At 36.8% G+C, this 12,007-nt stretch carries 14 protein-coding genes; 3 read left to right on the top strand and 11 right to left on the bottom strand.

What is annotated here, in order from left to right:
* Window positions 1-27: 27 nt before the first annotated feature.
* From ACWPVE_RS15810 to ACWPVE_RS15795, 4 genes are all read right to left on the bottom strand, one after another.
* On the bottom strand, window positions 28-408 hold the full coding sequence (locus tag ACWPVE_RS15810) for a DUF4190 domain-containing protein (protein WP_453994950.1): 381 nt from the start codon (window positions 406-408) through the stop codon (window positions 28-30).
* Window positions 409-534: 126 nt separating this feature from the next.
* The gene (locus ACWPVE_RS15805; RefSeq protein ID WP_453994948.1) at window positions 535-948 is read right to left on the bottom strand and encodes a Fur family transcriptional regulator; all 414 of its coding nucleotides are present in this window, start codon (window positions 946-948) and stop codon (window positions 535-537) included.
* Window positions 945-1,787: a metal ABC transporter permease gene (locus tag ACWPVE_RS15800; RefSeq protein WP_453994946.1), complete on the bottom strand. Its 843-nt coding sequence runs from the start codon at window positions 1,785-1,787 to the stop codon at window positions 945-947. The genes ACWPVE_RS15805 and ACWPVE_RS15800 overlap by 4 nt, the downstream gene beginning before the upstream one ends.
* A gap of 19 nt (window positions 1,788-1,806) precedes the next feature.
* Window positions 1,807-2,556 carry a metal ABC transporter ATP-binding protein gene (locus ACWPVE_RS15795; protein ID WP_453997584.1) on the bottom strand — a complete coding sequence of 250 codons (750 nt, stop codon included), beginning with the start codon at window positions 2,554-2,556 and terminating at the stop codon, window positions 1,807-1,809.
* Window positions 2,557-2,747: 191 nt separating this feature from the next.
* Here ACWPVE_RS15795 and ACWPVE_RS15790 point away from each other — a divergent pair, with 191 nt between their 5' ends.
* Window positions 2,748-3,005 carry a DUF2624 domain-containing protein gene (locus ACWPVE_RS15790; RefSeq protein ID WP_453994943.1) on the top strand — a complete coding sequence of 86 codons (258 nt, stop codon included), beginning with the start codon at window positions 2,748-2,750 and terminating at the stop codon, window positions 3,003-3,005.
* Between the two features lie 135 nt (window positions 3,006-3,140).
* Here the strand turns inward: ACWPVE_RS15790 and ACWPVE_RS15785 are convergent, their stop codons facing one another.
* Window positions 3,141-4,034 carry a deoxyribonuclease IV gene (locus ACWPVE_RS15785; RefSeq protein ID WP_453994941.1) on the bottom strand — a complete coding sequence of 298 codons (894 nt, stop codon included), beginning with the start codon at window positions 4,032-4,034 and terminating at the stop codon, window positions 3,141-3,143.
* Between the two features lie 335 nt (window positions 4,035-4,369).
* Complete coding sequence (locus ACWPVE_RS15780) at window positions 4,370-5,677, bottom strand: DEAD/DEAH box helicase (RefSeq protein ID WP_453994939.1); 1,308 nt, start codon at window positions 5,675-5,677, stop codon at window positions 4,370-4,372.
* A gap of 228 nt (window positions 5,678-5,905) precedes the next feature.
* On the opposite strand from ACWPVE_RS15780, the gene vrrA reads away from it, so the two are divergent.
* Both vrrA and ACWPVE_RS15770 read left to right on the top strand, forming a co-directional pair.
* Complete coding sequence (gene vrrA, locus ACWPVE_RS15775) at window positions 5,906-6,511, top strand: VrrA/YqfQ family protein (protein ID WP_453994937.1); 606 nt, start codon at window positions 5,906-5,908, stop codon at window positions 6,509-6,511.
* Window positions 6,512-6,616: 105 nt separating this feature from the next.
* Window positions 6,617-7,564 carry a 4-hydroxy-3-methylbut-2-enyl diphosphate reductase gene (locus ACWPVE_RS15770; protein WP_453994935.1) on the top strand — a complete coding sequence of 316 codons (948 nt, stop codon included), beginning with the start codon at window positions 6,617-6,619 and terminating at the stop codon, window positions 7,562-7,564.
* A gap of 42 nt (window positions 7,565-7,606) precedes the next feature.
* On the opposite strand, the gene ACWPVE_RS15765 is transcribed toward ACWPVE_RS15770, so the two are convergent.
* The 5 genes from ACWPVE_RS15765 to ACWPVE_RS15745 all read right to left on the bottom strand — a co-directional run bounded on the left by ACWPVE_RS15765 (window position 7,607) and on the right by ACWPVE_RS15745 (window position 11,884).
* A complete protein-coding gene (locus ACWPVE_RS15765) occupies window positions 7,607-8,734 on the bottom strand; it encodes a Nif3-like dinuclear metal center hexameric protein (RefSeq protein ID WP_453994933.1) in 1,128 nt (375 codons plus the stop codon).
* Window positions 8,731-9,435, bottom strand: a complete 705-nt coding sequence (locus ACWPVE_RS15760; protein WP_453994931.1) for a tRNA (adenine(22)-N(1))-methyltransferase — start codon at window positions 9,433-9,435, stop codon at window positions 8,731-8,733. Before ACWPVE_RS15760 ends, ACWPVE_RS15765 begins: the two co-directional genes overlap by 4 nt.
* Before the next feature lie 131 nt (window positions 9,436-9,566).
* Window positions 9,567-9,917, bottom strand: a complete 351-nt coding sequence (gene cccA / locus ACWPVE_RS15755) for a cytochrome c550 (protein ID WP_453994929.1) — start codon at window positions 9,915-9,917, stop codon at window positions 9,567-9,569.
* A 227-nt stretch (window positions 9,918-10,144) separates the two neighbouring features.
* A complete protein-coding gene (locus ACWPVE_RS15750) occupies window positions 10,145-11,284 on the bottom strand; it encodes an acyl-CoA dehydrogenase family protein (RefSeq protein ID WP_453994926.1) in 1,140 nt (379 codons plus the stop codon).
* A gap of 69 nt (window positions 11,285-11,353) precedes the next feature.
* Window positions 11,354-11,884: a hypothetical protein gene (locus ACWPVE_RS15745; RefSeq protein ID WP_453994924.1), complete on the bottom strand. Its 531-nt coding sequence runs from the start codon at window positions 11,882-11,884 to the stop codon at window positions 11,354-11,356.
* Window positions 11,885-12,007 lie beyond the last annotated feature (123 nt).

Raw genomic sequence — 12,007 nt, 5'->3', positions numbered from 1 at the left:
CTTATTTAATTTAGATGAGATTACTTGTTAAAAAAATGGGAGGATAAAGATGCCTACAATGATTGATACAGCACCTATACCGATTGCCCATGCTCCTATACCTGTTGCACCACGTCGGCGTGCGATAAATCCAATGATAATACCTGCCGCTCCCATCAAGACAGGCATTACAAATAAGGAGATAATCGATAACGCAAGAGCTAGCCAGCCAAGACCAGTACCACTCGCTACATTATCATCCGTAGTCTTTCTTACCTCACGGTTTGTGGTTCCATAATTAATTGGAGCTGCAACCTCGGCTGCGGTCTCCTCATTATAGCTAGAGTCAGCATTTGCACCTAAATTGGGATCAACGTATTCAAAATCATCGTCTCGAATCTTTCTCACGTTTGTTTCTTCGTTTGCCATGCTTATCCCTCGCTTTCCTTATGGTAAGGAGCATTTATAGTATAAGTTAAGGAGAGGAGAAATATAATTGTTAATCATTGTCTATAATGCCATTTGAATCACAACGCGACAGTAGGCTCGTAATCCCTATACTCTGCACTCAGGGCAAGAGCCATAAATTTCAAACTTGTGCCCCGTTATATCGTATCCTGCTAAATTTTCATTCATTTTATCCATTGGACATGATTCGATTTCTTTTGTTTTTCCACATTCCATGCAAATAAAGTGATGGTGGTGATGACTTCCGCCACATGTGAAACGAAAATGTTTTTCACCTGATAGCTCCGTCATTTCCAAAATACCTAATTCAACAAATAACGAAAGGTTTCTATAGATTGTGTCAAAGCTCATTCCAGGATAGTTTTCCTTTAATCCATCCAATACTTCTTTTGCGGTTAAATATTTATCAGAAATAGAAAATAGCTCAAGCATTTCCTGTCTTTTATCTGTATGCTTAAATCCCTTATCCTTCATTAACTGCATCGCTTCAGATACATTCATGTCGTTCTTCCTTTCCACCATTTTTTCCACCCTATTGCCCCTAAAAGAATGATGATTGAGAGTAGGACAATCGTTCCTCCTGGAGCTAAATCAAGATAATATGAAAGCACCAATCCAAAAATTACGGCTAATTCACCAAATATAACAGAGAGGATAATCGTTTGTTTAAACCCTTTCGCTATTCGAATACTAGCTGCCACAGGCAGTGTCATGAGTGAAGATACTAATAAAATCCCAACAATTCTCATCGAAGCAGCAATCACTAATGCAACCGTCACAATAAATATGAAATGAATGATTTTCGCATTTATTCCTGAAACAGCAGCATGTTCTTCATCAAATGATAATAGAAATAATTCTTTATACAGAAAAATGACGATTAAAATAACAAAAACTGCTATGCCAAGAATGGTCCATAAATCAGAACGGCTTATTGCACTTACACTGCCGAATAAGTAATTAAATAAATCTGTATTAAAACCATCCGCAAGCGAAATAAAAATAACACCTAACCCAATTCCCCCAGATAGAATGATTGGAATTGCAAGTTCTTGATAGTGTTTATATACCGTTCGTAAGCGTTCAATAAAAAGAGAGCCCACAACTGAAAATGTCATTCCCATATAAATGGGATTAATTGGCTGGGTAAGACCCAATTTTCTTTCAAGTAAGAGACTTGCTGCTATTCCTGCTAATGTTACATGACTCAGAGCATCTGCAATGAGAGAGAGTCTTCTTACAACAATAAAAACACCGAGCAAGGGTGCGATAAATCCTATTAGCAAACCACTTAAGAATGCATTTTGTAAAAATTCATATTGAAATATGTCTGAAAGCATTGTTTCACCTTCCTTTGACCTAATCATGGGTAATTAATTGAAGTGAATGCCCATAAAATTGGGATAAGTCATGGTCTTGAAGGTGTTCAAATTCATCAGCACTTCCATGGAAATGCAAATTTTTATTTAAACATGCCACATGTGATACTTTTTCAGAAACCGTCCCAACATCATGTGTAACTAATATCAATGTAATTCCCTTTTCCTTATTTATGTTTTCAAGCATATCGTAAAAAGCTTGAACTGTTCCTGAATCAACACCAACTGTTGGTTCATCCAATATTAAAAGCTCGGGTTCACTAACTAGTGCACGAGCAATAAAGACACGCTGCTGCTGCCCTCCAGATAATTCACCAATGTTCCGATTTAAAAATTCTTCCATCCCAACAGATCGAAGTGCTTCCTTTACCCTTTTCCTATGCTCAGCCTTAAAAAAGGTAAACAAACCAAGCTTTGCAGTAAGTCCGCTAGAAACAACCTCTTGAACGGTTGCAGGAAAACCTGAATTAAAACTATTTGCCTTTTGAGAAACAAATCCAATTTTGGTCCAGTCTTTAAATTTTGATATTGGTGTGCCAAACAATTCAATGGAGCCTTTTTGCAGTTTAACGAGTCCAAGTATGCTTTTAAGAAGAGTCGTTTTTCCAGAACCATTTGGGCCGACAATGGCTAGAAATGATCCTTTTGGGACGACCATATGAATGTTTTCTAAAACAGTTTGCTCCTCGTACCGAAAGGAAAGATCCTTTATCGTTAAAATTGAATTCACTTGTCTCAAGCTATCACCTTATTTTATTCATTATTTAGATATTATTAAGAATCATTACGATTTATACTTTATGAAGTATACAGGATGAGGTTTGCAAAGTAAAGAATAACTCTCACTCAAAAAATGATTATTTTATGCACAACCCATTTCATAATGAAATAAACTAACGTGAGGAGGGTGACGATTAACAAATGAATATATATCAACAAATCGTAAATCAAAAATTAAAAACCCTAACACCAACCGACCTAATAAAATATGGGAAACAATACGATATACACGTAACAAGAGAACAAGCAACAAGTGTGTTAAAACTAATCCGAAAAAGAACCCATATTAATATCTTCAATCCAGATGAAAAAAATCAATTATTAAGAGAAATTGCTCAATTAACGAGTCCTGAAGTCGCAAGAAAGTTAAATCAATTATTCATCAAATTTACCAGTTAAAAAAAGCTGTCCCAATAGACAGCTTTTTTACTGGTAAAATCAGATCAACCATTCGTAATTGGCCGATTAAGGGGCGACACTGAGTTCATAATCTAACATCTAGGAGGCGAAGCCCCTACTGAAATTTGTTTTATGTTATTGATTCATGATTTTCTCTAGTAAGTCCTCATCAAATGACTGTGAACGAATCATATCAATTTCAAATTTGTATGGGGCCTTTTTATTTTTTTTGTCTTCCCCTACATAAGGTGTTTCTAGAATTTTTGGGATTTCTACAAGGGACGGGTGATGGACAATATAGTTAAGTGCTTTAAAGCCTATTTTTCCGAAACCAATGTTTTCGTGTCGGTCTTTACCTGCCCCTTTTTCATTTTTGCTATCATTAATGTGAAGGACTTTGATTCGGTCAATCCCAATGATCTTATCAAACTGTTCTAGTACCCCATCAAAATCGTTTACTATATCATAACCTGCATCGTGAGTGTGACATGTATCAAAGCAGACAGAAAGCTTCTCATTATGGGTAACTCCATCAATGATCTGGGCAATTTCTTCAAATGATCGTCCACATTCTGATCCCTTTCCTGCCATTGTTTCTAACGCGATCTGGACTTTATGATCTTTTGTCAGAACTTCATTTAAGCCTTCAATAATCTTTTTGATTCCCGCTTCAGCCCCAGCTCCTACATGAGCTCCAGGATGAAGCACAATTTGTTTTGCTCCGAGAGCTTCTGTTCTTTCCATCTCAGAGCGTAAGAAGTTTACACCTAGCTCGAACGTAGCTGGGTTTGAGGTATTACCAATATTAATAATATATGGAGCATGTACTACAATATCATCAATCCCATTTTCCTTCATATGAGCTAGGCCTGCTTCTATATTTAAATCTTCAATTTTTTTTCGTCTTGTATTTTGTGGTGCTCCTGTATAAATCATAAATGTATTAGCACCATATGACACTGCTTCCTCACTAGCAGCAAGAAGCATTTTTTTACCACTCATTGAAACATGTGAACCTATTTTCAGCATGCATTAACACTCCTATCCCTTTAAGAGGGGTAATCAAAAAGCCTGGTGAATCCGAAACATCCATTTTCTGCTAGTCACTCTCCCGAGAACATCCGTAAATAATTGTTTTCGACCACTTGTTTCTATACGTAGTTTATCACTCAACCCAAGGTAAAGAGATACTACTCAAACCGTTCACTTCGGTACTCAAAGCTCCATACCTTGAAATTTCGCCGCTTTAGAAAGTGCTAGTGTCAACAAAACAAGAGCCGTCCGTCTTGCAGAAACGGTTCACTTCATCTTACTTTTTGAACACCCATTTAATCATTCATAGGACATTCTATCATAACTACAGCTTATTTTCTTTTTAGACGCCTTTGTCGTTTTTTGAAATCTTCTAATTCCTTATTCATTTTCTTCTTGTAGCCTGGCTTGACTTTTTTCGGCTTTTTGACTTTACTTTGTGCCATTTTATCAATTTCATCGACTTGTTTCTTTCGAGCTTTACGCTTGTTTCGTTCTCCTATTTCGATAAATTCTCCTTTTTCAAGGTCCATATTCACAAACGTAACACCCATTTTTTCTAATCGTGCTAATGCATCTTCATCTGAAGTTTCATAAATGGTTGCTGCTATTCCTGAATAGCCCGCTCTCGCAGTTCTACCAACACGATGGATATAAAAATCAAGATCACTTGGTAGTTCATAATTAATGACATGACTAACTCCTTCAATGTCAATTCCTCTTGCGGCTAAATCGGTTGCTACTACATATTGAAACTCGAGCGCATTTATCTGCTTCATAACCTTTTTACGCTCTCGTGGAGGAAGGTCCCCGTGAATCCTCCCAACCTTCATTCCTTTTTCAATGAGACTATCCGCCACTTCGTCGGCCATTTTCTTTGTATTTGTAAAAATGATCGCTAAGTATGGATTATAGACTTCTAGCATTGATTTCAAAAGATTGATCTTATTTCGATGGCGTAATGGAACAAGGACGTGCTCAACCTTAGCAGCCGTTGCTTGTTCTGGTGCAACATGGGTATACCTAGGGTTTTCCATATATTTTTTCAGAAATGGTTTTAGCTTTTCAGGAATTGTTGCTGAAAACACTAAGATTTGCAGGTTTTCTGGCATTCTTGCTGCGATCTGGTCAACATCCTCTATAAACCCCATATCAAGCATTAGGTCTGCTTCATCAACAACAATTTGATCAGCAGTATATACTTGTAAAGCTTGTTCTTTAACTAAGTCATTAATTCTTCCTGGAGTCCCAACAACGATATGTGGTTGTGATTTAAGCTTTTCAATCATACGTACTTTATCTGTTCCACCAACGAATAATTTTGCTGTTATCGGATTTTCATCGCTGAATTTAATGATTTTACCGATTTCTTGATGGATCTGCGTTGCGAGTTCACGTGTTGGAGCTGTTATGACAGCTTGTACCTCTTGTTTGCTCGGGTCAATTCTATTAATGATTGGTAATAAATAAGCATATGTTTTTCCTGTACCCGTTTGAGATTGACCAATCGCACTCTCACCTCGCTGAATACTAGGAATTAATCGTTCCTGTATTTCAGTCGGTTTTGTAAATTTAATTTCTCGTAAAGCCTCTAGGATAAACGGTTGAAACTGAAAACGTTCAAAATTTTGTATTGTCATTACGATCCCTCATTTATTTAAATGGTTTTATTATGTAAGGTTAGATTCAACTTGGTTTTTTATTCGAATTACCCAACAACTTATTATAATAGAAAGCTTGTAAAAACACCAATCAGCCCATTCTCCCGATTTGGTAAACATTTATTTACCATATCGCATATTCTATAAACAAGGTTTTATCACTAATTTCTACTTATCTTATGCACGAATGAAAGGAGGATAAGTAAAATGCTTTATCCAAGACATCCAATGAATCAAATGAGACCAATGAGGCCACCTGTTAACTTTGGCAACCATTATGGCTTTCAACCTCCTAGAATGCAAGGTGGGATGCCTAGAATGCAAGGAGGTATACCTAGGATGCAAGGCGTTATGCCTGGAATGCAAGGAAGGCCTGGTGGTTTAGGTGGACTTCTTAAGAGATTAATCCCTGGAATGGGAAATACGAATCCTATGCAAGGAATGGGAGGTATGCCTGGTTTCTTAAATTCCACAGGAATGCAGGGAATGAACTCAGGGACCCTAAAAAACTTAGCCAATCCTTCCAACCTTAGTGCAATTATGGGAAATGTACAAAAGACATTAAAAATGGCAGAATCAGTCGTTCCTATGGTTCAACAATATGGGCCATTAATGAAGAACATCCCCTCAATGATAAAAATGTATAATGCGATTAAAAACGCAGACTTTGATGAGAGTGAAGAAAACGAAAAAGAAGAAGATGAAACAATTTCCCTTTCTGAAGTAACTCCAGATGGTGAAGATGTTGAAAAGATCGACGAGAAAGCAAAAACAAGTGGTACGGGAAAATCAGTACCAAAGCTTTACATTTAAAAGACTTTGTAATATCATCCATACTCAGATATAATAAATACGAGATTACGAGAGTACCTGATATGGTATGAGCTATCCGATTTATTACCTGAGGAGGAGAACTGAATGGAAGTAATCAAAATTGCACCACGTGGATATTGCTACGGCGTTGTAGATGCAATGGTGATTGCGAAAAACGCCGCTTTAGATAAAACATTACCAAGACCAATCTACATTCTAGGAATGATTGTTCACAATAAACATGTAACAGATGCCTTTGAGGAAGAAGGAATTATTACACTTGATGGACCTAATCGTTTGGAAATCCTTAATCAGGTAAAAGAAGGTACAGTTATTTTTACAGCACATGGTGTATCACCCGAAGTGAAACGCTTAGCGAAGGAAAGAGGTCTTGTTACATTAGATGCAACTTGCCCTGACGTAACTAGAACACATGATTTAATCAAGGAAAAAACAGCAGAAGGATATCACATCATTTATATTGGTAAAAAAGGCCATCCAGAGCCTGAGGGTGCAATCGGTGTGGCACCTGGTTTCGTTCATCTTGTTCAAACAGTTGAAGATGTTGAAAATCTTGAGCTAGATAGCGAAAAATTAGTTGTAACAAACCAAACAACAATGAGTCAATGGGATGTCCTTCACGTTATGGAAAAGGTAAAAGAAAAATTCCCACATACTGAGGTTCATAAAGAAATTTGCTTAGCTACCCAAGTTCGTCAAGAAGCAGTTGCCGAACAAGCCAAAGCCGCAGATCTAACAATTGTAGTTGGAGATCCAAAAAGCAATAACTCAAACCGTCTTGCACAGGTTTCTGAGGAAATTGCTGGTACTACAGCCTATCGTGTAGCGGATGTAAGTGACATTAAACTTGAATGGCTTCAAGGAGTAGAAAAAGTAGCCGTAACAGCTGGCGCTTCCACTCCAACACCGATAACAAAAGAAGTCATTAACTTCTTAGAGCAATACGACCCAGAAAATAAGGAAACATGGAAACGAGTTCGTAAAGTTCCACTACAGAAAGTATTACCTAAGGTAAAAGTCCCTAAACAATAATAGAAAGGTACTCCAGCAAAAAATGGGAGTACCTTTTTTATATTATAGAAATGTAAATGGATCTGTATTTAATTTTGAAGGAATAACTTTAACGTCGAACTTCTTTTCCTGGTAAAGCTCTGTAAGAGTCTCAGCTACTCCTTTTTTCATTATTTGCTCGATGTGGTGGCCTGGGTCAACAATATTAAGTCCCATCATCATTGCATCATGTGCAACATGGTAGTACATATCACCCGTAACATATACATCAGCTCCAGCTCTTTTAGCATGTGAGATAAATTTATTGCCATCGCCACCAAGTACGGCAACTTTTTTTACTTTGTCTGTAAGTGAACCTACGACACGAAGTCCATCTATGCCCAGTTTTTCTTTCACATGCTGTGAAAACTGCTCTAATGTCATTTCATGTTCAAGATACCCAACACGACCAAGCCCAAGTTGCTGCCCTTCATTTTCTAAAGGATAAATATCATATGCAACTTCTTCATAAGGATGAGCCTTAAGCATTGCAGTGACAATCTTTTTTTGGAGACTACTTGGAAAAACCGTTTCAATTTTGATTTCATCGACTTCTTCCAACTTGCCAACTTCCCCAATATGCGGATTCGTCCCCTCTTGGGGTAAAAACGTGCCTATTCCAGGTGTATTATATGTACAATGGCTATAATTCCCAATAAATCCTGCTCCAGCATTACCTAAAGCAGTACGAACGTTATCAGCAGACTCTCTAGGAACAAATACGGCCAATTTTTTCAGTTTTTCTTCGTATGTCGGGACAAGTAATTCACAATTGGTTAATTCTAGCGCATTCGCTAATAAATCATTTACTCCACCCACTGCCACATCTAAATTTGTATGTGCTGCATAAACCGCAATATGATGTGAGATACATTTTTCAATGATTCTTCCAGTAGGTGTATCTGTTTGGATTGTTCTTAATGGACGGAAAATGAATGGGTGATGAGCAATAATTAAATCCACTTCATTTGAAATTGCTTCATCTACAACATTTTCTACTACATCAAGAGCCACCATAATCTTTTTTATTGGTTTGTTTAAAGTCCCAATTTGAAGACCAATTCTTTCGCGGTCTCCTTCAACAGCTAAATGCTTTGGTGAAAATTGTTCAAAAACTTGGATAACTTCATATCCGTTAGGTATTTTGCTCAATTCAATACCTCCTTTACTATATTAATCTTCCTTAGTAATTCTTCTTTACGCGAACGATTTTCATCCGTATCTCCTGCTGATTCAAGTTGTGCTAAAATATGTTCCCAATGTTTTAATTCATTAGCCCATTTTTTCTTGAATACTGAATTTTTTTCTTTTACTAGAAATGGACCGAGTAATAATTCTTTTTCCTTATGTACGTAGGGCTTTAATGGTTCTCCCTTCTCAGCAACTAAGACTTCATATATTTTTTTATCTTCTTCTAAAATTTCTTCTGCGATAAGTTCCCAACCATTTTCAATAAGCCATTCCCTTACAGTTGAAGCCCCAATATTCGGCTGGAGGATTAGTCGTTGAACACCAGCTAGTTTATCCGTCCCATTGCTAAGGATAGAACGGATAAGAGTTCCTCCCATTCCTGCAATTGTGATACAAGTTACCTCATTTGGTTCAATAACTTCTAATCCGTCCCCTTTACGAGCTTCTAATTTGGAGTCTAGTTTGTTTTTAGAAATTTGATTCTTAGCTGATTGTAAAGGTCCTTCTGCTACCTCTCCTGCAATACCTCCTTCTATCATTCCATTTAGGTATGCATAACAAGGTAAATAAGCATGATCAGAGCCAATATCTGCTAAAATAGAGCCTCTTGGAATGTAGGATGCAACTGTTTCAAGTCGCTTTGATAACTTTTCTTCATTCATATTAACACCACATTTATATTAAATTCGATTGATTTCATTCATTATACTAAAAGAGCTACAAAACTTCCATCGAGGTCAAGAATAGACAGAAAAAAACCCTTTACATTTTTCGCAAAGGGTTTCATTTTAATTTATTTTTGTTCAACCAACCAGTTAGCAAGCTCTTCAAGCTGAGCTGGATCTTGTACTAATCCTGGTGGCATTGAACCTTTACCATTTGTTACGATATCTTGAATTTCTTCAACAGAAAGTGCAGTGCCTTTCAATTGCGGGCCAGCACCACCACTTAAATCTGCACCATGACATGCTGAACATTTACCTTGGTAAATCTCTTCAGGGGTAGCTGATGCTGTTTCTGGAGCCTCTTCACCTGCATTTGCCATTTCTTCCATGTTACCTAGTCCCACAAAGCCAAGTAGGAACATAAGACCAATACCGAAAACTGCAATCAACGCAAATGGTATCAATGGATTCTTTTTCATTTTCTGACCTCCCTTACCCTATGTACATCAAAAGTGTTGATATAATTATTATTCTATACAAACACTCTCTATTTTACTTGAAAAGTGTTAGAAGTTAAAGCCCCAATTGTACAAGAACTCAATTAACGCAATTTTGTAAAAAGTTTTACCTTAAATTTGTCATAAAATTGTCATAAAAACAACTAAAAACTCCTTGCCATTAACAAGGAGTTTATTAATAAGGGGGACTAGCACCCTATTGACCTAGCTATGACCATCCGTTGAATTTCAGATGTTCCTTCTCCAATTTCAAGAAGTTTTGCATCACGCATCATTCTTTCAACATGATATTCTTTCATATAGCCATATCCTCCATGAATCTGGACAGCCTGGTTGGTAACCTCCATACAAATCTCGGATGCATATAGTTTAGCCATTGAAGCCTCTTTAGAAAATTGGCGGCCCTGATCCTTCAACCATGCAGCTTTGTACACCATTGTTCGTGCTAGTTCAATTTTCATTGCCATATCAGCTAATTTAAATTGAATTGCTTGGAAGTTTGAAATCGATCTACCAAATTGCTTACGCTCTTTAGCGTAAGCTAGAGCCTTTTCATATGCAGCTTGAGCAATACCTACTGCCATTGCCCCAATTCCGATTCTACCGCCATCTAAGGTGATCAGAAACTGTCTAAATCCTTCTCCTCGTTTGCCAAGAATATTTTCTTCTGGGACTCGAACATCTTCTAAAACTAATTCTGTGGTATTTGAAGCATTAAGACCCATTTTTTCATAATTATCGATTATGGTAAATCCTTCTGCATCTGTCGGTACGATAATCGCACTGATTTCTTTTTTGCCACCACTACGACCTGTTATGGCAGTTAAGGCTAAATGCTTTGCATAGCTTGCATTTGTAATAAAACATTTATTTCCATTTATAACAAACTCATCATTTTCAAGAACAGCCTCCGTTTGTGTTCCTCCTGCATCCGAACCAGCATTCGGCTCCGTTAAACCAAACGCACCAAGAGACTCACCTGTACATATAGGGGTTAAATATTTTTGTTTTTGTTCCTTTGTACCAAATAAATGAAGGGGTGCACCACCAAGTGAAATATGTGCTGAATATGTAATTCCAGTTGATCCACATGCACGACTTAATTCTTCAACCACTATAGCAAAGCTGATTGTATCTGCACCTGCTCCACCGTACTCTTCTGGAAACGGTAAACCCATCATTCCTAAATCACTTAGCTTTTGAAAAATTTCCTTAGGAAAACGTTTATCTTTATCTCGTTGTTCAGCACCTGGAGCAACTTCTTCCTCGGAAAATTCCTTAATGGTCTTTTGAATTAATTTTTGCTCGGTTGATAAATCAAAATTCATTTTTTACCCCTCCCGTTGTATACGCTTTCAAACTCTATTATAAAGGGAGTTACTAAATTTTTAAACAGTTTAAAAATTTAGTAAAATAATGCATGTAGTGATAATCCCGAGAATCCCAGTGATTAAAAAAGTTTTCTTCTTAGAAAAAACTCCAAAAATAATCCAACCAACACAATTCAAAAAAATAATGGCTGACACATAAATTGCTTGCCCCTTAAATAAAATCTCACATACCTTCACTGATAAAAGTAAAATAAAAAGAGCTAACACGATGGAGCCAATATGTAGGATTAGTGGATTTTTTCTATTCAAAACAAGCCCTAAAATGCAGACAATTATAAAAATAATGTGGATTACCATTTGCAATATAGTCGATATTTCAGTAAAATAAGTGACAAGTAATAAAAATGGTAAAATGAAACCAATTGCGAGTAACAATAAAAACGATTTCTTCGTCGATGAAGCAAGTTTATTTGGTTTAACTCCCTCCCCTTCTGTATATAAGGAGATGAGGAAATTACAATAGGCTTCTGGCAATAATTTATTTTCACGCCAATATAGGATTTCGTTCACAATGATTGTTTTTCTATCTTGATTCATGAAAGCGTTCACCTTTTTTAAACATTTATAAAAAGCTTAAAATACACGTTAAATGGAAACGTCTTTGAGACGCCTCAACGTGTGAGCTAAAAAAAATAGTTTACTCCAATTTTATGAAGTAAA

This window comes from Bacillus nitroreducens (assembly GCF_964021195.1).
The sequence above is the reverse complement of the archived record's forward strand: the minus strand, read 5'-3'. Positions and strand labels throughout refer to the sequence as shown.

Bases quoted from the DNA above. Each gene is read 5' to 3' on its own strand.
- ACWPVE_RS15745 (WP_453994924.1), bottom strand. From the start codon at position 11,884: ATGAATCAAGATAGAAAAACAATCATTGTGAACGAAATCCTATATTGG.
- ACWPVE_RS15750 (WP_453994926.1), bottom strand. From the start codon at position 11,284: ATGAATTTTGATTTATCAACCGAGCAAAAATTAATTCAAAAGACCATT.
- ACWPVE_RS15770 (WP_453994935.1), top strand. From the start codon at position 6,617: ATGGAAGTAATCAAAATTGCACCACGTGGATATTGCTACGGCGTTGTA.
- ACWPVE_RS15800 (WP_453994946.1), bottom strand. From the start codon at position 1,787: ATGCTTTCAGACATATTTCAATATGAATTTTTACAAAATGCATTCTTA.
- ACWPVE_RS15810 (WP_453994950.1), bottom strand. From the start codon at position 408: ATGGCAAACGAAGAAACAAACGTGAGAAAGATTCGAGACGATGATTTT.
- ACWPVE_RS15785 (WP_453994941.1), bottom strand. From the start codon at position 4,034: ATGCTGAAAATAGGTTCACATGTTTCAATGAGTGGTAAAAAAATGCTT.
- ACWPVE_RS15790 (WP_453994943.1), top strand. From the start codon at position 2,748: ATGAATATATATCAACAAATCGTAAATCAAAAATTAAAAACCCTAACA.
- ACWPVE_RS15780 (WP_453994939.1), bottom strand. From the start codon at position 5,677: ATGACAATACAAAATTTTGAACGTTTTCAGTTTCAACCGTTTATCCTA.
- ACWPVE_RS15760 (WP_453994931.1), bottom strand. From the start codon at position 9,435: ATGAATGAAGAAAAGTTATCAAAGCGACTTGAAACAGTTGCATCCTAC.
- vrrA (WP_453994937.1), top strand. From the start codon at position 5,906: ATGCTTTATCCAAGACATCCAATGAATCAAATGAGACCAATGAGGCCA.
- cccA (WP_453994929.1), bottom strand. From the start codon at position 9,917: ATGAAAAAGAATCCATTGATACCATTTGCGTTGATTGCAGTTTTCGGT.
- ACWPVE_RS15805 (WP_453994948.1), bottom strand. From the start codon at position 948: ATGAATGTATCTGAAGCGATGCAGTTAATGAAGGATAAGGGATTTAAG.